Below are 22,063 nucleotides of genomic sequence, written 5' to 3' on the forward strand. Positions count from 1 at the left end.
TGTTTGCGGTGCCGGCCCCCCAAGGGATGGCCGGCACCGTGTGGCTATGCCGGGTCGATGACCACCAGTAGGTCCCCGCCCTGCACCTGGGCGGTGCCGGCGATCGCGAGGCGGGCCACGGTGCCGGCGACCGTGGAGGTGATCCCGGCCTCCATCTTCATGGCCTCGATGGTGGCGACGGTGCCGCCGACTTCGATGCGGTCGCCCACGGCCACCTGGGCGGTGACGGCGCCGGCGAACGGAGCCGCAACATGCCCGGGGTTCGCCGAGTCGGCCTTCTCCGCGGCAACCACCGTGGATTCCACCGATTCGTCGCGCACCATCAGCTGGCGGGATTGGCCGTTGAGCGTCACCGTCACGGTGCGCAGGCCCTTCTCGTCGGGCTCGGAAATCGACTGCAGGATGACCAGCAGGCGCACGCCCTTGCCCAGGGACACCACATGCTCGCGGCCCTTGACCAGGCCGTAGAGGTAGTCGCGGGTGTGCAGGACCGACAGGTCCCCGTAGTTCTCCACGCTCGCGGCAAAGTCGCGGGTCGGGCCGGCAAAGAGCAGGCGGTTCAGCGTGGCGCGGCGGGTGGCCGAATCTGCGTTCAGCGCGTCCGAGTCCTCGGCCGAAAGCTCCTCGACGTGCGGGCGCACGACGCGGCCCTCCAGGGCCTTGGAACGGAACGGCTCCGGCCAGCCTCCCGGAGGATCGCCCAGTTCCCCGGAGAGGAACTGGATGACCGAGTCCGGGATGTCGAAGGACTTCGGGTCCTTCTCGAACTCGGCCGGGTCCACGCCCATTCCCACCAGCTGCAGGGCGAGGTCGCCGACCACCTTGGAGGACGGGGTCACCTTGACCAGGCGGCCCAGGATGGCGTTGGCCGCGGTGTACATGTCCTCGATGGCCTCGAAGCGCTCGCCCAGGCCCAGTGCGATGGCCTGCTGGCGCAGGTTGGAGAGCTGGCCCCCGGGGATCTCGTGGCGGTAGACGCGGCCGGTCGGGGCGGCAAGCCCGGATTCGAACGGGGAGTACATGGAGCGCACCGATTCCCAGTAGGGTTCCAGCGAAGCTGCGGCCTCCAGGGAGATGCCGGTGTCGCGCTCGGTGTTCTCCAGAGCCGCGATCAGCGCGGAGGCCGATGGCTGGGAGGTGGTCCCCGACATCGATGCAGCGGCGACGTCCACGGCGTCGACCCCGGCGTTGATGGCCGCCAGCAACGTGGCCGACTGGCCTCCGGCGGTGTCGTGGGTGTGCAGGTGCACCGGCAGGTCGAAGCGCTCGCGCAGGGCGGTGACAAGCTTCGCCGCCGCGGCAGGGCGCAACAGGCCGGCCATGTCCTTGATCGCCAGGATGTGCGCCCCGGCGTCCACGATCTGCTGAGCCAGGTTCAGGTAGTAATCCAGCGTGTACAGGTCTTCGGCCGGGTCCAGCAGGTTGCCGGTGTAGCACAGGGCCACCTCGGCCACCGCGGTGCCGGTCTCCCGGACCGCCTTGATGGCCGGGGCCATCTGCGAGACGTCGTTCAGCGCATCGAAGATGCGGAAGATGTCGATGCCGGTGGCCGCCGCTTCCTTCACGAAGGCGTCGGTGACCTCGGTCGGGTACGGGGTGTAGCCCACGGTGTTGCGTCCGCGCAGCAGCATCTGCAGCGGGATGTTCGGCAGCTCGGCGCGCAGCAGCGCCAGGCGCTCCCACGGGTCCTCGCCCAGGAAGCGCAGCGACACGTCGTACGTCGCCCCGCCCCAGACCTCCATGGAGAAGAGCTGTGGCATCACGTGCGCGTAGGCGGGTGCCGCGGCCAGCAGGTCGCGGGTGCGCACGCGGGTGGCCAGCAACGACTGGTGGGCGTCGCGGAAGGTGGTGTCCGTGACGGCCACCGCCGTCGAGTCGCGCAACGCCTTGGCGAAGCCCTCCGGGCCAAGTTCCAGCAGGCGCTGGCGCCAGCCGGCGGGCGGTGCCTGGTCCGAGGGACCGTCGAACGGGCTGCGCTCCGGCTCGGTGGACTTGTCCCCCGGGAATGCCGGAAGCTTCTTGCGCGGGTCGATGCCCTCGACGCGGGCGCCGTTGGGCTGGTTGACGGTGACATCGGCCAGGAACGCCAGGGCCTTGGTGCCGCGGTCCTGGGACTTCTTCCCGGCCAAGAGCTCCGGGTGCTTGTCGATGAAGTCCGTGGCGGCTTCCCCGGCCAGGAAGGCCGGGTCGTCGAGCACGTTCATCAGGAACGGGATGTTGGTGGTCACGCCGCGGACGCGGAACTCGGCCAGCGCACGGCGGGCCCTGGCCACCGCGGTGGCGAAGTCGCGGCCGCGGCAGGTGAGCTTGACCAGCATCGAGTCGAAGTGCGGGGAGACCTCGGCGCCGGTGTAGATGGTGCCGCCGTCCAGGCGCACGCCCGAGCCGCCGGCAGAGCGGTAAACCGTGATGGTTCCCACATCCGGGCGGAAGCCGTTGGCCGGGTCCTCGGTGGTGATGCGCGATTGCAGGGCAACGCCGCGGATCTGCAGCTCGTCCTGGCGGATGCCCAGGTCTTCCAGGGTCTCGCCGGCGGCAATGCGCATCTGCGCCTGCACCAGGTCGACGTCGGTGATTTCCTCGGTGACCGTGTGCTCGACCTGGATGCGCGGGTTCATCTCGATGAACACGTGCTGTCCAGCGCGCTCGCCCACGGTGTCGACCAGGAACTCCACGGTTCCGGCGTTCTGGTAGTTCAGCGCCTTGGCGAACTTCACCGCGTCGGCGTAGAGCGCCTGGCGGATGTTCTCGTCCAGGTTCGGGGCCGGGGCGATCTCGATGACCTTCTGGTGGCGGCGCTGCAGCGAGCAGTCCCGCTCAAAGAGGTGCACGATGTTGCCGTGCTCATCGGCCAGGATCTGGACCTCGATGTGGCGCGGGCGCAGCACGGCCTGCTCCAGGAACACCGTCGGGTCGCCGAAGGCGCTCCCTGCCTCGCGCATAGCAGCCGAGAGCGATTCGGCCAGCTGGTCACGGGTGTCGACGCGGCGCATGCCGCGGCCGCCGCCACCTGCCACTGCCTTGACGAAGATCGGGAACCCGATCTTGTCGGCCTCGGCGGTCAGGTACTCAAGGTCGTCACTGGGTTCCGAGGACTCAAGTACCGGAATACCCGCAGCGCGTGCCGCGCGCAGCGCTGCAACCTTGTTGCCTGCCAGTTCGAGGACCTCGGCGGCCGGGCCGATGAACTTGATGCCTGCTTCGGCGGCAGCCCGCGACAGGTCGGGATTCTCGGAAAGGAATCCGTAGCCCGGGTAAATGGCATCCGCGCCGGCTTCCTTGGCGACGCGGATCACCTCTTCAACGTCCAGGTAGGCACGGACCGGGTGGCCCTCTTCGCCAATCCGGTAGGCCTCATCGGATTTCTGGCGGTGGATCGAGTTGCGATCCTCGTAGGGGTAAACGGCGACAGTCTTCGCACCCAGCTCGTAGCCGGCGCGGAAGGCGCGAATTGCGATCTCGCCGCGATTGGCTACCAAGATCTTCTTAAACATGGCGCTCCTGCGAAATGACATAGGGATGAATGACACGCACGAATATCAGGGTCTGAGTTCGTGTTTGCGGGGCAGAACGTGTGTTTCGGCGCCCAACGTCACACACTACCGTGACGGGGCGCACGTATCGCAAAAGATTGCGGCAGGCACGAAACAGTGGTGTCAGGTGGTCGTTTGAACCCGTGGCGGCAAAGGAACCAGAAGCCGATTATGATGTTGAGGGAACCAATCGTTAAGACGTGAGCAACTAACAGTAGAAAAGGGCGTGGTCCGTTCCGTGCAGGTAGTGAGCATTAGCAGCCTTAAAGGTGGCGTAGGGAAGACCTCCGTTACATTGGGGCTCGCTTCGGCCGCCCTAGCCGCTGGTATCCCCACACTCGTGATCGACTTGGACCCGCACGCCGACGCCAGCACCGGTCTGGGAGTGCGCGCCGACGGCAAGATGACCATCGGCCGAATGCTGAAGGCCGCGCGCAAGGCGAATCTGTCCGAAAACATCGTTTCCAGCTCCTGGCAGTCCAAGGCCGTCTCCAAGCGTTCGCTGACTCGAGTCCCGGTGCTGGATGTGGCAGTCGGCGACGCCTACACCGGCATCTACGACCGGCCCGACCTGCGAGCCCGCGATTTGCGCCGGCTGACCCAGCTGCTTTCCAAGACCTCCGGTTACGCGCTCGTGCTCATCGACTGCCCGCCATCGCTCAATGGCCTAACGCGGATGGCATGGAGCGCCAGTGACCGTATCTTGCTGGTTGCCGAACCGTCGCTGTTCTCCGTGGCCGGTACCGAGCGCACGCAGCGTGCCTTGGAAATGTTCCGCAAGGAGTACGCGCCGGACCTCGGCCGCATCGACGTGGTCGCCAACCGGGTGCGCAAGGATTCCGACGAGCACCGCTTCCGCCTGACCGAAATGCGTTCCATGTTTGGCACCTCCGTGCTGAGCCCCGAGCTTCCCGAGTTCGCGGACTGGCAGCAGATCCAGGGAGCCGCCTACTCGGTGCACCAGTGGCCGGGCAGGCCCGCGCAGAAAACGGCGGTGCTCTTTGACGAGTTGCTGCGCAACATCACCGATACCGCTGTGAAGCCGGAACGCAGCTAGTCTTCGCTTCACCGAATCCTCGAACCACTGTCCCCATCCTCAAAACCGCTCCGCTCATCGCCTGGCCAATGTCCGGTCGGTGAAGGGCGGTTTTTTATGGGCGGATTGGACCATGCCAGAGCTCTCCCAAGCCGAAGGCGGGCATAAAAATGGACGGGGTCGGACGCTGCCTGCCTGCGCCTGGGCGCAGCGGCGGCATCCGATCCCGTCCGCAAGAATTCGTGTCTTGGTGCGGGCCTAGCTGGCGGAGCGCTTCGCGGCGCGACGCAGAGCCAGTTCGTCCTCCGGGAAGTCCGTGGCACGCTCACTGGGCAGCTGCGACAGGGATCCCTCGACCTCGCGCCACACTCGCCCGACGGCAATGCCGAAGACGCCTTGTCCCCCCTGGACCAAGTCAATCACTTCGTCTGCGGACGTGCACTCATATACCGAGGCGCCGTCACTCATCAAGGTGATCTGGGCAAGGTCTTCCACCCCGCGCTCGCGAAGGTGACCGACGGCAGTCCGGATCTGTTGCAGGGATACACCGGTGTCCAGCAGCCGCTTGACGACCTTGAGCACCAGGATGTCGCGAAAGCCGTAGAGGCGCTGGGATCCCGAGCCCTTGGCACCGCGCACGGCCGGTTCCACCAGACCCGTACGGGCCCAGTAGTCGAGCTGGCGGTAGGTGATGCCTGCCGCCTTGCAGACGACGGGGCCCCGGTAACCGGCGTCCTCGTCGAGGACCGGCAGGTCCTCGGTGAAGAGGAGTCCCTGGGTGTTGCGAAGGGACGCGGCGTGCGCCGGTGAGGCCGCGTGTTGGTCGTCCGTGGGATTCATTGGAATCTCCTTGCTCAAGCATCCCCGTGCGGGAAAGAGGGCTGCCGGGTGTGGAACGACTCCGTTGCGAGTGAAACCGAAATCCGAGGGCGGCAAACCTTGGGAACTTATGCTTCGACGGTACGACTACATTGGGGCTGCGTCAAAGACCTTCAAGCTTAACTTGAGGCGTGTCGCGAACGGTCGTCTATTTATCGAAATCTTCCGGCTCGACCTCGTTGAGGAATTCACGGAACTCACGCACCTGGTCCTCCTCCCCCTCGGCGACTTCGGCGTCCTCCGAAACCATGACGGAGGCCTCGTCTAGCACCTGGTCGTCGCACAGTATCGGGCATTCCGCCCGGAGCGCCAGGGCAATGGCGTCGGAGGACCTGGCGTCGACGCGCACGTCGTCGGCAAAGACCAGCTCCGCGGTGAATACGGCGTTGAGGACCGATACGATCTCCACTCTCACCAACGGCGCGTGCAGCGCCTGCAGGGTCGAAATCATCAAGTCGTGGGTCAGCGGACGCGGCGGGATGATGCCTTGCTGGAACATGGCGATGGCTGATGCCTCGGGGGCACCAATCCAAATGGGCAGGTGGCGTTGGGTATTGGCTTCCTTGAGCAGAACAAGGGGCTGGTTGGAGGGAAGCTCTATGCGAACTCCCACAACTTCAAGTTCCTGCATGGTTCGCTCCTTTACCCGGGTCGCTGCAACTTGCAGTGACCGTTTGTCCGGCCTAGTGGTCCAACTTGGCGATGGCACCGTTGACCAGGGCACCATGCAATGCCATGCAGGCATCGCTTATTTCGCGGGCTGTCTCCGCCGCCCTGGCACGCGACGCCACATCTCCGCGGCTCATGTGCGGAGCCACGACACGTTCCACCAAACCCACTTCGCGATCGGCCGCTGCGCGGAAGGCCCGCAAGTGGCGGGGCTCGATGCCGTGCGCCGCAAGCGCAGCTGAAGCGGCGGCAATCTTCTGCGCATGTTCATCGAAACGCTCGTTTTCCGACGCGATCATGCCGAAGGCCAGGAGGTCATTGACCAGCTCCGGGCTGGCGCCACACAGCCCCTGCAATTCGGCCTTGGTCACCGGGCGGGTGCGGGCAGCCAGGTCCTGGGTCATCTGTTCGCTGATGCTTCGCGGTGCCAGTGTGTGCCCGCCGGGCAACTGGTCCGGCCGTTCGCCTCGGTCTACCGCGTCCAGGTAGTCCTTGATGACCTTCAGTGGCAGGTACTGGTCGCGTTGCAGGCCCAGGATGAAGCGCAGTCGGCCCACGTCGTCGGGCAGGTACTTGCGGTAACCCGCCGAGGTGCGTTGCGGGGTCAGCAGTCCCTTTTCCTCGAGAAAACGGATTTTCGACGCTGTGACCTGAGGAAACTCATCATGAAGCTCCGAAAGGACCTCGCCGATATTGAGCGCAACGGCGCGCTGGGTATCGCCGGCAACAACTGCCAGTCGCGGGTTTCGGGCTGCCTGGTTCACTACCATGTCCTGCTTAGTCGCGGACGTTGGCCGGGTTGTTGGGCAGTGCGTTATAGAAGGTCAGCCGGAATTTTCCGATCTGCACCTCCGAGCCGTTGGCAAGGCGCACCGAATCCACCCGGTCGTTGTTGACGTAGGTTCCGTTCAACGAACCGCTGTCGACCACGCTGAACCCTGAAGCATCACGAATGAATTTTGCATGCTTGCGCGAGACAGTGACGTCATCAAGGAACACACCGGCGTCCGGATGGCGTCCTGCCTGGGTCATATCCTGGTCCAGCAGGAAGCGTGCTCCCTGGTTCGGTCCGGAGTGCGCGATCAACAATGCGGAGCCTTCCGGCAGCGCGGAGACGGCGGCGCGTTCTTCAACACTCAGACCGTAGAAGACAACTGGTTCACGCGTTACCGGCGGCAAGGCAATTCCCGTTGTTTCGGTAGACGACTCGTGCTGCTGGTTAGGCACCTGAGCTTCAGCCATTTCCGGTCCTCCAAAAATCTTTATCATAATTCCCTGTGGACGTTGCCCGGCCCCAAAATGGGGCAATCGTCCTATCACCAGATTAGCCTACTAGCCACCGGTCAGTTTTCGTGAATAACGAGACAGTTAATCTCCACAGTTGCGCGGTCGGCGTGGGAGGATGCAGGCATGCCTGATTTCGAGAAAAAAGACCAGTCACCCACGGTGGCCACCCGGCAGGCCGAGCCCAAGCCCCGGTGGGGCCTGCGGATTGGGCTGGGCATAGCAGCGGTGGCGCTGCTGGCGATCGTCTACCTTATCGTCCGCCTGTTCCTGCCCGTTTGGTGGGCCACGAATATCGGCAATCAAACCCAGGGGTCACTGAGCAGCGGAATCATCCTTGGACTCGTGTATGGCTTCGTCTTCACCTTCGTTCCCCTGCTCATTATCTGGCAGGCCCGGTACAAAAAGGTGTCATGGCCGTGGAAGTCAGTGATTGTCATAGTCGCTATCCTGCTGGCGATCCCGAACTTGCTGACCCTGAGCATCTATGCGAACTCATCCAGTGCTGCCGCCAAGGCCAGGTCGATGATCGACATCAGCGCCACGTATTTCCCGTCCTGGTCCATTGGCGGTGCGGCAGCCGCCCTGGTGCTCTTCGTGGGCATTGCCGCGTTCTGGCACCTGTGGCATTCGCGTGGCAAGAAGTTGAAGGCCATGAAATCAGACATGAAGACCCAGGCCGCACTGCGGGACGCCGAGTCGTCCGCCCCGACCGCCGAATCGGGAAGGGACGGTTCCCGGCCCGTGGCCTGGTCGCCAACGGAGAACGCCGAGCATCCCAAATCCGCCAACTGACACCCTGTGCCGCCTGAACGCATTTAGCGGCGCCTCTCCAAGCATCTCCGCCCATCCGGCGGGAGTCTTGGCGGGGCGCCGTTCGCGTTTGGCCAACTTCTGGCTGGGCAGTTCACAGATGAACCACAACCGCACCCACCCGAGAAAAAGATCCGGCTAATTCGTCGCGACCCTAGACATTGCCAACGCCTTCACCTTAGTCTTGGTGAATAGCTTTCAGTGAACGCTATTGGCGGATCTCCAATGGCCGCCGGACGTACCCATGTCCGCGATGCGGATTCCCCCAAGGTCCACATCGAAAATGAGCCCCGCCGGTCTCCGGCGGGGCTCATTCGTGCGTTCAGCCGGGTCTAGCTGGGGCCCTGCGCCCCCGTCCGCCAATAAGCTGGCCAAAGCCGGTTCGCAAGACGGCGTGTCCTCGGCTTTTGGCTGTCAGCTTCACAAGCGCCTGAACGACTTACCTTTCCGACTCCAAACCTCCGGCAATTATCGAAATCTAGTCATGACGGCGGGAACGGTGAGAGTCACCGGGACATGGAAAAACCCCGGCAGTTCAACGCTACTTCGTTGATCTGCCGGGGTTTTAACCGGTCGGGCTAGCGGGATTCGAACCCACGGCCTCCTGACCCCCAGTCAGGCGCGCTACCAAGCTGCGCCATAGCCCGGTTGCTTTCGCAGCCGTTCTCCCTCACTCTCGTGAAGGTGCCGTCTGCGAAAAGCTCCGTGATTACCCTACCCTATTTTTTGGGCTACTTCGAACGCTGGCGCTTTTCGCGCACTCGCATCGACACTTCAATGGGGGTTCCCTCGAAGCCAAAGGTCTCGCGAAGCCTGCGGGTAATGAATCGGCGGTACCCGGGATCCAGGAAACCTGTGGTGAACAGCACAAATCGCGGCGGACGCGAAGAGGCCTGGGTGCCGAAGAGAATACGCGGCTGCTTGCCTCCGCGCAGGGGGTGCGGGTGCGCCGCCACAAGCTCGCCCAGGAAGGTGTTGAGCTTGCCGGTGGAGATGCGCTTATCCCAGGATTCCAGGGCCGTGTGCAGGGCGGGAACGAGCTTGTCCTTGTGCCAGCCGGTCTTGGCCGAGATGTTCACGCGCGGGGCCCACTCCACGTGCGCCAGATCGGTCTCGATCTCGCGCTCCAGGTAACGGCGGCGGTCATCGTCCATCAGGTCCCACTTGTTGAACGCGAGCACCAGGGCACGGCCCGAGTCGATGGTCATCTGCAGGATGCGGACATCCTGCTCCGAAAGGACCTCGTCGACTGCCAGCAGCACGACGGCAACCTCGGCCTTTTCCAAGGCGGCCTGGGTGCGCAGCGAGGCGTAGTAGTCAGAGCCCTGTGCCATGTGCTGGCGGCGGCGGATTCCAGCGGTGTCAACGAAGCGCCAGACCTCGTCGCCCAGTTCTACGAGCTCGTCGACGGGGTCGCGGGTGGTGCCGGCGAGGGTGTCAACGACCACGCGCTCGGAGCCGGCCATCTTGTTCAGCAGCGAGGACTTGCCCACGTTCGGGCGGCCGACCAGCGCAATGCGGCGCGGGCCGCCGCGCGGGATGATCCCACCGAAGGCAGAGTACTCGGGGAGCTTGGCCACAACGGCATCCAGCAGGTCCGCTGCGCCGCGGCCGTGCAGGGCCGAGACCGGCCAAGGCTGGCCGAAGCCAAGGCCCCAGAGGAAGGAGGCGTCGGCTTCCTGATTGGCGTCATCGACCTTGTTGGCGACCAGCAGCACCGGCTTCTTCTTCCGGCGCAGCATCTTCACCACTGCCTCGTCGGTGGCGGTTGCGCCAACGCGGGAGTCAACGACGAAGAGGATGACGTCGGCGATGTCAGCGGCAACCTCGGCCTGCTCTGCCACTCGGGCGTGGATGCCCTTGGCGTCGTGCTCCCAGCCGCCGGTGTCAACCACGGTGAAGTTGCGGCCCGCCCATTCGGCCTGGTAGGACACGCGGTCGCGGGTCACGCCCGGGACATCCTCCACGACTGCCTCGCGGCGGCCCAGGATGCGGTTGACCAGCGTGGACTTGCCCACGTTGGGGCGCCCGATGATGGCCAGGACCGGCGGGATGACCTCGTCGGCGTCGTCGTCGAAGTCATCGCCCAGGTGCGCGAGCAGCTCGGCGTCTTCCGGGTCCAGGTCGTAGTCATCGAGGCCGGCCAGCAGCGCGGTGGCGCGTGCGTCGGCATCCTCGTCGCTGATTTCGGCCAGGCGGTCGGCGATGTGGTCCTCGTTGTTGAACGGGACGTACTCGGCGCCCTCGTCCGGAAGCAGGCTCTCACTCATGGTGTGGTTCCTTTGCGTTGCGTGCCTCCACCAAACGCGGAAGCCGGTATCAATTCAAGCATGTACCCCGCCTTGGCGCGCAGCATTCGCTGCGCACCGGGGCGGGGATGGTGATCCGCCGGCGGCGGATCGGGAGGTTCTATTAGTCGGCCTGGGCCTTGATGGCCTCGAGCACGGCTGTCACCGTTTGCTCGAAGTCCATCTCCGAGGAGTCCACGGTGGCCACCCCGTCGGCGGCGACGTGGAAGTCCACCACCGTCGAGTCCTTGGCGTCGCGGACGAGCACCTGGGCCTGCAATTCGGCGTCCGACTGGGTTCCGCCGAGCTGCAGGCCGCGGCGGCGCAGGCGCGCCTCCTCGGAGGCGGTGAGCAGGATGCGGGCGTCGGCGTCCGGGGCCACCACGGTGGTGATGTCCCGGCCCTCGGCCACGATGCGTTCGTGCGCGGCAATGATGGCCCGCTGCCGTGCGACCAGCTCGGCCCGGGCGGCAAGGTTGGTGGCCACCGCAGATACGGCCTCGGAGACAAACGGTTCGCGGATCGCCTCGGTCACGTCGGTGCCGTGGATGGTGATGCGTTCCACGTCCGGATCGGTGGAGATGAACAAGTCGGCCGCCTTGACTGCGGCGGCAACCGCCTCGGCGTCGGACAGGTCGGTGCCGGCATCCAGCGCGTGCCAGGTCACCGCGCGGTACATGGCGCCGGTGTCGAGGTAGGCGGCACCCAGACGGCGCGCCGTTTCCTTGGATACCGAGGACTTTCCGCTGCCCGAGGGGCCGTCGACTGCAACCGTGATTTTCCGCATTACTGCACTACCTTCCATCCAAGTGCGCTGAGCACCGTGATCAATTCTTCCCGGCGTCCGGGGATGACGGAGATGTCTACCAGCCCGACCTGGTGCCCGGCGGAGTGTTCCATCCGCAGGTCTTCCATGTTGATCCCGGCGTTCCCGACGTCGGCCAGCAACCTGGCCACCTGCCCCGGCTTGTCCTTGACCGCGACGGTGACCAGGGCGAAGGCCTGCGGCGGCGCGCCGTGCTTGCCAGGGATCCTGGCCTGCCCGGCGTTGCCCTCCCCCATCAGCTGGGCGAGATCAAGCAGCGCACCGGGGGCCGAGGGATCCTCGAGCGTAGCGACAAGCCGCTGCAGGTCCTCTTGCATGCCGCGCAGGATCGGCACCAGGGCGCCGGCATTGTGGCTGAGGATCTGGATCCACAGCTTCGGGTCCGAGGCCGCGATCCGCGTGGTGTCGCGCAGCCCGTTCCCGGCAAGCGCCAGCGAATGCCCCGGCGCGTTCAGCAACCGGGAGGCAATCAGCGAGGAGGCCACCTGCGGGAAGTGCGAGATCAGTGCGACGGCCGCGTCGTGGTCGGCGGCATTCATCCGGGCGACCGTGGCCCCCAGGTCGATGGCCAGCGCCTCGGCGGTCTTCACCGAGTCGCCGCGCGATCCGGCATGGGCACAGATCACCCACGGCATGGAGGTGAACAGTTCGCCGCGGGCAGCGGCCGGGCCGGAGCGCTCGCGCCCCGACATCGGGTGCGTGCCCACGTAGCGGCTCAGGTGTTCCTCGCCGATGCGCGGATCCGCCCGCACGGCCTCGAGGATCGAGCCCTTGACGGAGGCGATGTCCACCACGGTTGACATCGGGAAGTCGAGAAGGGCCTGCGCCACGACCGCGGCGGTGACGTCCGGCGGGGCGCCGACGACGACCAGCTCGGGTGCCAGCGGGCGCCCGGGGACGTGAATGGTGCCCGCGCCGATGTCCTGCGCGACGATTTGTGCGCTGGGCGAGGGGTCGGCAAGCCAGACGTTCAGTCCGCGCTGGCTCAACCCCAGCCCGACGCTGGTGCCCAGCAGCCCGGTGCCGATGACCAGAATCGGTCCGGCCAGGTGCGTGGTGGGCATGTGGCTACATCCCCACCATTGCCAGCAGGTGCCCGACTTCCTGGTTGCCCAGCGGGCGGATGGTGCCCTGCTTCTGGTCGCCCAGGCGGATCGGGCCGACCTGGACGCGGACCAGGCGGGTCACCGGGTGTCCTACCTCTTCGAAGAGACGGCGGACGATGCGGTTGCGGCCCGAGTGCAGGATGACTTCCACGAGCACGTGGCCCGGGGTGGAGTCGACCAGCTTGAAGGAATCGACCGACTGCCAGCCGTCCTCGAGCTTGATGCCCTTCTTCATCTGCGCGCCGATGCCGGCGGCCATCGGTCCGCGGACCTGCACGAGGTAGGTCTTGGGGACCTCGTAGGACGGGTGGGCCAGCCGGTTGGCGGCCTCGCCGTCATTGGTCAGGATCAGCAGGCCCTCGGTCTGGTAGTCGAGGCGCCCGACGTGGAAGAGGCGCTCCTGGCCCTTCTTGCGGATGAAGTCAGAGATGCACTTGCGGCCCTCGGGGTCCTCCATGGTGGAGACGACGTTGCGCGGCTTGTTGAAGACGAAGTAGCGCATGTCGGCGTTCAGCTGCAGGCGCATGCCGTCCACGTGCACGGTGTCGCGCTCGGGGTCGATGCGGATGCCCGCCTCGGTGATCAGCACGCCGTTGACCTCGACGCGGCCGTTGGCGATCATTTCCTCACAGACGCGGCGCGAGGCCACACCCGCGTTGGCCATGACCTTCTGCAGGCGCACGCCCTCGAGATCGGAGTGGGCGGCGGCTGCCTGGGCCCGCTGCGTGGGCTTGGTGCGCTCGGTGTTGACCGGGCCGAGGTTCTTGCCGAAGCGTTCCTTGCCGAAGGCCTGGGGACCGGTGTACTTCTTCTTGCCCGGGGCACCCGACTTCTTGGACTGCTTGGGTCCGCCGTGTGCCTTGGACCAGGATCCGGCAGATGACTCGTTGCCGCCTTCGGAGCCCGGGCGCGGGTTTGACGAGCGTGGATTTTGGTTGGAACGGCCAGCACCGGTTGCTCCTCGGCCGCGGCCGTTGCCGGAGCCGGAGCCTTGTGGGCGCTGGTTGCCGCGGCCTGGGCGGGATCCCTGGTTCATGATCTGTCCTTATGTTGTTTCGTGGTTCGCCTATTGCCAGGGCGAATCAACGTCATAGTCGTCGATGTCACCCACTCCGGGAAGATGCGGGGAGAGCCTGGGCAGCTCGGAAACGCTGCCCAATCCCAATCTTTCCAGAAAGTACGAGGTGGTCTGATACAACGTGGCACCACTTTCACCGTCGTCGGGTGCTTCGTGGATCAGCCCGCGCGTCAGGAGTGTGCGCACCACCGAATCGACGTTGACCCCGCGAATCGCCGCGATCCTGCCGCGGGAAACCGGTTGCCGGTAGGCGATCACTGCCAAAGTCTCCAGCGCTGCCTGGGTAAGTCTTGCCGTTTGGCCGTCGATGACGAAGCGTGAAACGAAGGGAGCAAAATCACGTCGGGAGAAGATGCGCCAGCCGCCGGCCAATTCACGCAGCTCAAAACCGCGTGGTGTATCCCCACCATCATACTGTGCCCGCAGCTTTTCAAGGGCCGCTGTGACGCGTTCCTCACTGACCTCAAGCACCTGCGCGAGGTGGCCGGCGGCGATGGGCTCGTCGATCACCATCAGCACCGCCTCGATGCCGGCTTCCAGCCCCCCGGGCAGTGCGTCTATTGCCGACCCGGCGGCTTCGGGAAGCCCCCCGGCGGCAGGTGTGGCGGTGTGGTTCATGGATTTCCCCCCTGCGGGTCTGGTGCCAACGTGGTGGATGTCTCGGACGGTTCAGCGGCCACGGGTTCGTATTCCTCTTTCAGCGCGGCAGGGTCCCAGTCCGCATCGGGTTCAAGCCAGCGCACGTTCAGCGCATCCAGCGGCGCATCCTGGGAAAAGGCGATCACCCGTTCGCGATACATTTCCAGCAGCGCCAGGAAGCGGGCCACGACCTCCAGGTGGCTTGCCGCGTCGGCGACCAGCGCGGTGAAGCTCAGCGAGCGGTGTTCCTTCAGCAGTGCTGCCAGGATGCCTGCCTGCTCGCGCACCGACACGGTGCCGCCGTGCAGGTGCCCGGTCCCGACCTCGGTGGGTGCCGGTGCCTTGGGTGCCAGGGCTGCGGCGGCCAGCTGCGCCAGCGCCTCGGGGCTGGTCTTGAAGACCAGTTCGGGAAGCAGCGCGGCGAAGTGCGCCTCCAGGCCCGCCTGCCGCGGGAAGCTGGTGGCTTCCTCGTGCAGCTTCCCGGCGATCCAGCCGGCGGCGTGCTTGAACGCCTTGTACTGCAGCAGCCGGGCGAAGAGCAGGTCGCGGGCCTCAAGCAGGGCCATGTCCTCGTCGTTTTCCGTCTCGCTGCCCGGCAGCAGGCGTGCCGCCTTCAGGTCAAGCAGCGTGGAGGCGATGACCAGGAACTCGGTGGTCTCATCCAGCGCCTTGGACCCCGGCCGGGCCTGGAGCAGCTTCAGGTAGGCGATGAATTCGTCGGTGACCTCTGCCATGGCGATCTGGGTGATATCCATTTCGCGCTTGGCTATCAGCGAGAGCAGCAGGTCGAAGGGGCCGGAAAAGTTTTCCAGCGAAACCCGAAAACCACCGGCCGAATCGTCTGGGACGACTCTGCCGGTGGCGGTGGTTTCGGCGGCGGGTGCCGTCATTACGGGGCGCCGCCACGGGAGATCAGTTCCCTGGCGAGCTGGCGGTAGGCCTCGGCACCCGGGTGCGTGGTGGCGTAGCTGGTGATGGGTTCGGCAGCAACGTTGGCGTCGGCGAACTTGATGGTCCGGCGGATGACCGTCTCGAAGACGGTGTCCCCGAAGGCCTCGACCAGCCGGCCGACGACCTCGCGGCCGTGCAGCGTGCGCGGGTCGTACATGGTGGCCAGCACGCCGTCGATGGCCAGGGCGGGGTTCAGCCGGTCCTGGACCTTCTCGATGGTCTCCACCAGCAGGGCCACGGCACGCAGTGCGAAGAACTCGGCGGTCAGCGGGATGATCACGCCGTGGGCGGCCGTCAGCGCGTTGACGGTCAGCAGGCCCAGCGAGGGCTGGCAGTCGATGAGCACGATGTCGTAGTCATCGGTCACCGAGCGCAGGGCACGTTCCAGGACCTGTTCGCGGGCGACTTCGTTGACCAGCTGCACCTCGGCGGCGGAGAGGTCGATGTTGGCCGGCAGCAGGTCGACGTTCTCGACGTCGGTGGACAGGATGGCGTCGCGGATCTCGGTCTTGCGATCCATCAGCACGTTGTAGACGGTGACGTCGAGTTCGTGCGGGTTGGTGCCGAAGCCAGCGGACAGGGCGCCCTGTGGGTCGAAGTCGACCAGCAGCACCTTGCGCCCGTATTCGGCCAGGGCCGCCGCGAGGTTGATGGTGGAGGTCGTCTTGCCGACGCCGCCCTTTTGGTTGACCATGGCGATCACGCGGGCCGGGCCGTGGGATTCCAGTGGCTGCGGCTCGGGGAAAATCGTCATCGGGCGCCCGGTGGGCCCCATGGGGGTGGGCTCCTTGAGCAACCCCACGCCTCGCGCCTTGCTGCCCTGTTCCTCGCTCACGGTATGAACCACGCTTCCGTTCGTTGTGCGATCTGGTTGACTACTTGTTTCAAGGGTATAGGTTGTGCACCGGCCTTTGCCCAACCAGCGTCACGGCGAGCCTTTACCTTGAAGTTGAAGTCCAACGTTGGGTTTTGTGCCGGACGCACCAACGCCAGGGCCCCGGATGCGGGAGTCCCTGGCGCTGGAACCGGGTGCCGCGGAAGCGGCGCCGGTGTTAGTGCTCGTTGGCGGTCAGCGAGAGCTCGTCGAAGGGACGGTCCCCGGCAAGCACCGAGCGCGCCTGCTCCATGTCGATTTCCTTGGTCCACTTGCCGATCAGCAGCGTGGCGACAGCGTTTCCGGTGAAGTTGGTCAGTGCGCGGGCCTCGGACATGAACTTGTCGATGCCCACGATCACGCCCATGCCGTCAAGCAGTTCCGGGCGGTGCGACTGCAGTCCGGCCGCCAGCGTTGCCAGGCCGGCGCCGGTGACCCCGGCGGCGCCCTTGGAGGCGACGATCATGAAGACCAACAGGGAGATCTGCTCGCCGATGTTCATCGGCATGCCCATGGCGGTGGAAACGAACAATGCGCTCATGGTCAGGTAGATCGCGGTGCCGTCGAGGTTGAAGGAGTAGCCGGTGGGAACCGTGATGCCCACGACCGGCTTGGAGACGCCCACGTGTTCCATCTTGGCGATCAAGCGCGGCAGGGCGGACTCGGAGGAGGAGGTGGAGAAGATCAGCAGGTATTCGCGGGCCAGGTACTTCATCAGCGCGAAGATATTCAGGCCGGTCACGGCGCGCAGCAGCGAGCCGAGGATCACGATGATGAACAGGGCACAGGTGACGTAGAAGGCGCCCATGAGGATGGCCATGGAGCCGATGGCTGCCCAGCCGGTGGCGCCGACGACCGCGGCGATGGCGCCGAAGGCGCCGATCGGGGCGGCCCACATGATCATCATCATCAGGCGGAAGACCACGGCCTGGATGTTCTTGATGGCACCGAGCACCGGCTCGCCGCTCTTGCCCATGGACTGCAGGGCGAAGCCCACGAAGAGCGCCAGGACCAGGGTCGGCAGCACCGGGATGTCGCCCGGGATCAGCTCGAGCAGGAACTTGACGGTGGCGTTTTCGGCTCCGCCGGCGGCACCTTCATAGGGCTGCAGCTGCAGGCCGGAGCCCGGGTGGACCAGGTTGCCGACGAACAGGCCGATGGCCAGGGCGAAGGTGGACATGGTGATGAAGTAGAGCAGCGCGAGCCCGCCGACCTTGCCGACCGTGGCGGCCTTGGCGATCGAGCCGATGCCCAGCACGATGGTGCAGAAGATGACAGGTGCGATGATCATCTTGATCAGGGCGACGAAACCGGTGCCCAGCGGCTTGAGCGCCTTGCCGAGGTCCGGGGCCACCAGGCCGATGGTGGCGCCGGCGACCACGGCTACGATCACCATGATGTACAGCCAGTGGGTGCGGTCCTTCTTGAGAGGTGGTTCCTGGTTCCCGATGGGGTCCCGGTCCAGGACTCCGCTCGATGCCGGCGTCGTTGCCATGATGGCTCCTTCTGGAAAATGTTGCTTCGGTGTGGGGTGGCGGCGATTGGATGCGCCGTGAGCTCTTCATCCATGGTGGGGCCCGGAGTGATCGAGATCTCTCTTGTGTTCATAATGGTCATGGCGGGTTTGTTGACGTGCCACCCTTGAGGTGCGCGTTGCGCGCCACCGAGGAACCACACGAAGGGGGAAGCCGCCCATGCCAGCAGCCGATCGCCGCTCCCCCGCCGCGCATCCGCGCGGCCGCGGCCCGTATTCGCTGGCCGCCCGCATCTTCGTCGCGCAGCTGGCGCTGGTGGCGCTGGTGGTGTCGGTGGTCAGCGCCGCGGGCTACCTCAATGCCCGCGCCCAGGCACACGATTTCGCCGCCAAGCGGGTGCTATCCGTCGCCGAGACGCTCTCGCACGATCCGTTCGTGATCGACGGGGTGCAGCTTCCCGACCCGTCGGTGGCGCTGCAACCCTTTGCGGCGCAAATCCTGGAACACGCCCAGGTGGATTTCGTGACCATCATGGACACCGACCGCACCCGCTACACCCACCCCACCCCAAGCGAGATCGGGCGCAAGTACGTAGGCAGCGTCGAGCGGGCCCTGGCCGGGGACAGCCAGGTGGAGGACTATCCCGGCACTTTGGGCCCCTCGGTGCGAGCCATCGCCCCGATCCGCGGTCCCGGCGGAAACGTGATCGCGATGGTCTCGGTGGGCGTGACCCTGCAGTCCCTGAGTGTCACCCAGGCAGCCCTCATTCCCGCCACGCTGCTGGTGGGGCTGCTGGCGGTGGGCCTCGGGGGCGTGTTCACCTATGCACTGTCCCGCTACCTGCGCCGCGCCACCCTGGGCTACGGCCCGGAGGAGCTGCGCCGGCTCTACGCCTATTACTTTTCCGCGCTGCATTCGCTGCGCGAGGGGCTGGTCCTGGTGGATGCCAAGGGCCGGCTGGTGCTCTACAACGACCAGGCCGCCCAGCTGCTGGGCCTGCCGCCCGCCGGTTCGCTGCGCCCGCTGCCGGTGGTGCAGGTGGGGCTGCCGGAAACGGTTGCCGAGCTCTTTGCCTCGGGCCGGCGCGCCACCGACGAGATCCACCTGACCCAGAACCGGGTGCTGGTGATTTCCCAGCAGAACGCCGAGCAGCCCGATTCGGATCCCGGGGCGCGGGTGCGCTGGACGCTGCGCCGCAAGCAGGTGGAGAGCTCGCTGGGCACCGTGGCGACGCTGCGCGACCACACCGAGGTCCAGGCGCTGACCGGGCAGCTCGAGTCCCTCACCACGCTCACCGAGGCGCTGCGCGCCCAGACCCACGAGCACGCCAACCGGCTGCACACCGTGGCCACGCTCATCGAGCTGGGCCGGGAGCGCGAGGCGCTGGAGTTCGCGGTGGCGGACCGGCAGGAGTCCCAGCGGCTCACCGACGAGTTCGTGCAGGCGGTCGACGAGCCGTACCTGACTTCGCTGCTGGTGGGCAAGGCCGCGCAGGCCCACGAACGCGGCATCACGCTGACCTTCTCCGCCTCGGGGCACCTGCCCGCCGGCGCGCTGGATGCCAGGGACCTGGTGACGATCACCGGGAACCTTTTGGACAACGCCTTCGATGCCGCGGCAGGCTCGGAGCAGCGCCGCGTCTGGGCCGACTTCGCCGCCGACGACGACTCGGTGGTGGTCTCGGTCGCCGATTCCGGGCCAGGCGTCGACCCGGATTTGCTCGACGAGTACTTTCGGCTGGGCGTTTCCTCCAAGCCGGTGGCCGCGGGCAGCGGGTCGCGCGGGCTGGGACTGGCGCTGGTGCGCCAGGCGGTCGCACGCCTGGGCGGGTCCCTGGAAGTGGATAATGATGCCGGGGCCATTTTCACCGTGACGCTGCCGCTCTCCCGGCCGGCGCGTTCCGCGCCTTAGGCCGCCGGCACCCGCCCCACACCAAGACCCCCCCAGGAAGCACAGGTACATGGATCCGCACAGAGACCTCCGCGTTCTCGTGGTTGACGACGAGGCCACCACCGCCGCTGCGCACGCCAAGTACGTCGCCCGCGTCCCCGGCTTCCAGGTGCAGGCCATTGCGCACAGCGGCCAGGAGGCCTTCGCAGCCCTGGATGCGGCCCAGGAGGCCGGCACGCCCATCGACCTGGTGCTGCTGGACATGAACCTGCCCGACTTGCACGGATTGGACGTGGCCCGGCGGGTGCGCGGACGCGGCAACACCGTGGACATCATCGCGATCACCGCGATCCGGGACCTGAACGTGGTGCGCACCGCCATCTCCGCGGGCGTGACCCAATACCTGATCAAGCCCTTCGGCTTTGCCGCGTTTTCCGAGAAACTCGAAAACTACCGGATGTTCCGCTTCAACCTGGGCACCACCGGCCAGTCGGCCTCCCAGGAGTCAATCGACAACGCCTTTGCCGCTCTGCGTTCGGTCGGCCCGGCCCCGCTGCCCAAGGGGCTGATCACCGAGACCCTCGGCGCCATCGCCGAGGCGCTTCGCTCGGCGAGCGCGGCACTCTCGGCCACCGAGGTATCAGAATTGCTGGACCTCTCCCGCGTCACCGCACGTCGCTACCTGGAGCACCTGGCAGAGACCGGGCAGGCCGCCAAGGCCCCGCGGCACGGGACCCGGGGGCGCCCGGAGAACGAATACCGCTGGCGCCCCAGGGCGTAGCCCCCTGGCCTACCGGCCCGCCGGGCGCAGGAACGGGAGGAGTTCATCGATGACCGCCGGGTCCTCGATGGTGGAGGGCACCGCGTAGGGCTTGCCGTCGGCGATCTGCCGCATGGTCTTGCGCAGGATCTTGCCCGAGCGGGTCTTGGGCAGCGCCGCCACGATGCGGACCTCGCGGAAGTCCGCGACCGGGCCGATGTGTGCCCGCACCATCGCGACTAGTTCCCCGGCCAGATCCTCCTCGGAGATCCCCGCCCCGCTCTTGAGCACCACGTATCCGCTGGGGCGCTGGCCCTTGAGCTCATCGGCGACCCCGATGACCGCGCATTCCGCAACCGCGGGATGGGAGCCCAGCACCTGTTCCATGGCGCCGGTGGAGAGCCGGTGCCCGGAGACGTTGATGACGTCGTCGGTGCGGCCCATGACAAAGAGGTAGCCCTCGGCATCGAGATAGCCGGAGTCCCCCGTGGCGTAATAGCCGGGGAACTGCTCCAGATAGGTTTCGATGAATCGCTGGTCGTTTCCCCACAGCGTGGCCAGGGTGCCCGGGGGCAGCGGGAGCTTGATGGCGATGTTGCCCTCTTCGCCTGCCCCCACCTCGGCACCGAGCCCGTCGAGGATCCGCACGTCGTACCCGGGCACCGGGACAGTGGGAGAGCCGGCCTTGGGCTCCAGCACCTCAATGCCCACGGGGTTCGAGGCAATGGGCCAGCCGGTCTCGGTTTGCCACCAGTTGTCCACCACCGGCACCCCGAGCTTTTCCCCGGCCCAGGCGTAGGTGTCGGGGTCCAGTCGCTCCCCCGCCACGAAGAAGTTCCTGAGGCTGGACAGGTCGTAGCCGGCCATCAGCTCGGCGGCGGGGTCGGCCTTGCGGATGGCGCGCAGCGCGGTGGGAGCGGTGAAGAAGGTGTCCACCTTGTGGTCCTGAATGAGCCGCCAGAAGGCCCCTGCGTCGGGGGTGCCCACGGGCTTGCCTTCGTAGAGGACCGTGGTGGCACCGGCGATCAGCGGGCCGTAGACGATGTAGGAGTGCCCGACCACCCAGCCGACGTCGGAGGCGGTGAGCATGGTGGAGCCCGGTCCAACGCCGTAGATGTTGCGCATCGAGAAGTCCATGGCCACCGTGTAGCCGCCCGAATCGCGCACCACGCCCTTGGGGGCGCCGGTGGTCCCGGAGGTGTAGAGGATGTAGAGGGGGTGGGTGGCGGGCACCGGAACCGCGGCGGCGGGTTCGGCGAGCGCGGCCAAGTCGTCCCAGTCGTGCCAGGTGGCGTCGGTGCCGGCGAACTCGGAGCGCTGGTGCGCGAAGCCGTCACGGTGGTGGACGATGACGGTGGAAACCTTGTGGCCGGCCATCCCCATGGCCTCGGCGACGGCGGGCAGGTATTCGATGCGGCGCGAGGGCTCGATGCCGCCGGTCGCGGTGACGATGGCGGCAGGGGTGGCGTCGTCGATGCGTGCGGCCAGTTCCTTGGGGGCGAATCCGCCGAAGACCACCGAGTGCACAGCGCCGATGCGGGCGCAGGCAAGCATGGCGATGTGTGCCTGCGGAATCATCGGCAGATAGATCAGCACCCGGTCGCCGATCCCGATCCCCGCATCCCGCAGGACACCGGCGAACTTCTCGACCTTGGCCAGCAGCTCGGCGTAGCTGAAGCGTTCCTGGATGCCCAGGACCGCGGAGTCGTAGATCAGTGCGGTGTTCTCCCCGCGACCCGCCGCAACGTGGCGGTCCAGGGCGTTGTGGCAAACGTTGAGGACCCCGTCGGGGTACCACGCATAGATCGGCGCGCGGCTCTCATCCAGTCCGGCGGTGGGCTTCTGCTCCCAATCGATTGATGCGGCCGCATTGAGCCAAAAGGCTGCGGGGTCGGTCTTGGCTTCGGCAAAGGTCTGCGCGTAGGTCGGTGCCATGCGAACCGTCCATCCATTCGTATCAGG

At 66.3% G+C, this 22,063-nt stretch carries 18 protein-coding genes and 1 tRNA gene; 4 read left to right on the forward strand and 15 right to left on the reverse strand.

The genetic code is table 11. The features are described 5' to 3' along the window. Positions 1–44 precede the first annotated feature (44 nt). Positions 45–3,494: a pyruvate carboxylase gene (locus Q2T94_RS00560; protein ID WP_264270758.1), complete on the reverse strand. Its 3,450-nt coding sequence runs from the start codon at positions 3,492–3,494 to the stop codon at positions 45–47. A 277-nt stretch (positions 3,495–3,771) separates the two neighbouring features. Here Q2T94_RS00560 and Q2T94_RS00565 point away from each other — a divergent pair, with 277 nt between their 5' ends. Then, positions 3,772–4,590 (forward strand): ParA family protein, encoded by an 819-nt coding sequence (locus Q2T94_RS00565; protein ID WP_372342935.1) that lies wholly within the window; start codon positions 3,772–3,774, stop codon positions 4,588–4,590. 237 nt (positions 4,591–4,827) lie between these two features. Here Q2T94_RS00565 and Q2T94_RS00570 read toward each other — a convergent pair whose 3' ends face one another. From Q2T94_RS00570 to Q2T94_RS00585, 4 genes are all read right to left on the reverse strand, one after another. Continuing rightward, positions 4,828–5,409, reverse strand: coding sequence for a MerR family transcriptional regulator (locus tag Q2T94_RS00570; RefSeq protein WP_264270760.1), 582 nt, complete (start codon positions 5,407–5,409; stop codon positions 4,828–4,830). Positions 5,410–5,596: 187 nt separating this feature from the next. Continuing rightward, positions 5,597–6,079 carry a bifunctional nuclease family protein gene (locus tag Q2T94_RS00575; RefSeq protein WP_264270761.1) on the reverse strand — a complete coding sequence of 161 codons (483 nt, stop codon included), beginning with the start codon at positions 6,077–6,079 and terminating at the stop codon, positions 5,597–5,599. Positions 6,080–6,131: 52 nt separating this feature from the next. Beyond that, positions 6,132–6,887: a transcriptional regulator FtsR gene (gene ftsR / locus Q2T94_RS00580; RefSeq protein ID WP_372342936.1), complete on the reverse strand. Its 756-nt coding sequence runs from the start codon at positions 6,885–6,887 to the stop codon at positions 6,132–6,134. 7 nt (positions 6,888–6,894) lie between these two features. Then, positions 6,895–7,359: an FHA domain-containing protein gene (locus Q2T94_RS00585; RefSeq protein WP_264270763.1), complete on the reverse strand. Its 465-nt coding sequence runs from the start codon at positions 7,357–7,359 to the stop codon at positions 6,895–6,897. A 168-nt stretch (positions 7,360–7,527) separates the two neighbouring features. Between Q2T94_RS00585 and Q2T94_RS00590 the strand changes: the two genes are divergently transcribed. Next, positions 7,528–8,196: a hypothetical protein gene (locus Q2T94_RS00590; RefSeq protein ID WP_264270764.1), complete on the forward strand. Its 669-nt coding sequence runs from the start codon at positions 7,528–7,530 to the stop codon at positions 8,194–8,196. A 591-nt stretch (positions 8,197–8,787) separates the two neighbouring features. Here Q2T94_RS00590 and Q2T94_RS00595 read toward each other — a convergent pair. From Q2T94_RS00595 to Q2T94_RS00635, 9 genes are all read right to left on the reverse strand, one after another. Beyond that, positions 8,788–8,861 (reverse strand) — tRNA-Pro (locus Q2T94_RS00595). An 84-nt stretch (positions 8,862–8,945) separates the two neighbouring features. Further along, positions 8,946–10,484: a ribosome biogenesis GTPase Der gene (der, locus tag Q2T94_RS00600; protein ID WP_264270765.1), complete on the reverse strand. Its 1,539-nt coding sequence runs from the start codon at positions 10,482–10,484 to the stop codon at positions 8,946–8,948. 142 nt (positions 10,485–10,626) lie between these two features. Beyond that, positions 10,627–11,289, reverse strand: a complete 663-nt coding sequence (gene cmk / locus Q2T94_RS00605) for a (d)CMP kinase (protein ID WP_264270766.1) — start codon at positions 11,287–11,289, stop codon at positions 10,627–10,629. Then, positions 11,289–12,392: a prephenate dehydrogenase gene (locus Q2T94_RS00610; protein ID WP_264270767.1), complete on the reverse strand. Its 1,104-nt coding sequence runs from the start codon at positions 12,390–12,392 to the stop codon at positions 11,289–11,291. The genes cmk and Q2T94_RS00610 overlap by 1 nt, the downstream gene beginning before the upstream one ends. 4 nt (positions 12,393–12,396) lie before the next feature. Beyond that, on the reverse strand, positions 12,397–13,470 hold the full coding sequence (locus Q2T94_RS00615) for a pseudouridine synthase (protein WP_264270768.1): 1,074 nt from the start codon (positions 13,468–13,470) through the stop codon (positions 12,397–12,399). Between the two features lie 30 nt (positions 13,471–13,500). After that, complete coding sequence (scpB, locus tag Q2T94_RS00620) at positions 13,501–14,130, reverse strand: SMC-Scp complex subunit ScpB (RefSeq protein WP_302262490.1); 630 nt, start codon at positions 14,128–14,130, stop codon at positions 13,501–13,503. Then, a complete protein-coding gene (locus tag Q2T94_RS00625; protein WP_264270770.1) occupies positions 14,127–15,041 on the reverse strand; it encodes a segregation and condensation protein A in 915 nt (304 codons plus the stop codon). The genes scpB and Q2T94_RS00625 overlap by 4 nt, the downstream gene beginning before the upstream one ends. Beyond that, on the reverse strand, positions 15,041–15,937 hold the full coding sequence (locus tag Q2T94_RS00630) for a ParA family protein (RefSeq protein ID WP_436836800.1): 897 nt from the start codon (positions 15,935–15,937) through the stop codon (positions 15,041–15,043). Before Q2T94_RS00630 ends, Q2T94_RS00625 begins: the two co-directional genes overlap by 1 nt. A 217-nt stretch (positions 15,938–16,154) precedes the next feature. Beyond that, positions 16,155–17,471 (reverse strand): cation:dicarboxylate symporter family transporter, encoded by a 1,317-nt coding sequence (locus Q2T94_RS00635; protein WP_264270771.1) that lies wholly within the window; start codon positions 17,469–17,471, stop codon positions 16,155–16,157. 199 nt (positions 17,472–17,670) lie between these two features. On the opposite strand from Q2T94_RS00635, the gene Q2T94_RS00640 reads away from it, so the two are divergent. Both Q2T94_RS00640 and Q2T94_RS00645 read left to right on the forward strand, forming a co-directional pair. Beyond that, on the forward strand, positions 17,671–19,362 hold the full coding sequence (locus Q2T94_RS00640) for a sensor histidine kinase (protein WP_302262491.1): 1,692 nt from the start codon (positions 17,671–17,673) through the stop codon (positions 19,360–19,362). Positions 19,363–19,411: 49 nt separating this feature from the next. Next, entirely contained in the window at positions 19,412–20,122 is a 711-nt protein-coding gene (locus Q2T94_RS00645; protein ID WP_302262493.1) for a response regulator, read from the forward strand. A gap of 9 nt (positions 20,123–20,131) precedes the next feature. Here Q2T94_RS00645 and Q2T94_RS00650 read toward each other — a convergent pair whose 3' ends face one another. Continuing rightward, positions 20,132–22,036, reverse strand: a complete 1,905-nt coding sequence (locus Q2T94_RS00650) for an AMP-binding protein (RefSeq protein ID WP_302262494.1) — start codon at positions 22,034–22,036, stop codon at positions 20,132–20,134. Positions 22,037–22,063: the final 27 nt, after the last annotated feature.

Source organism: Paeniglutamicibacter sulfureus, assembly GCF_030512175.1.
Taxonomy (GTDB): Bacteria; Actinomycetota; Actinomycetes; order Actinomycetales; family Micrococcaceae; genus Paeniglutamicibacter; species Paeniglutamicibacter sulfureus.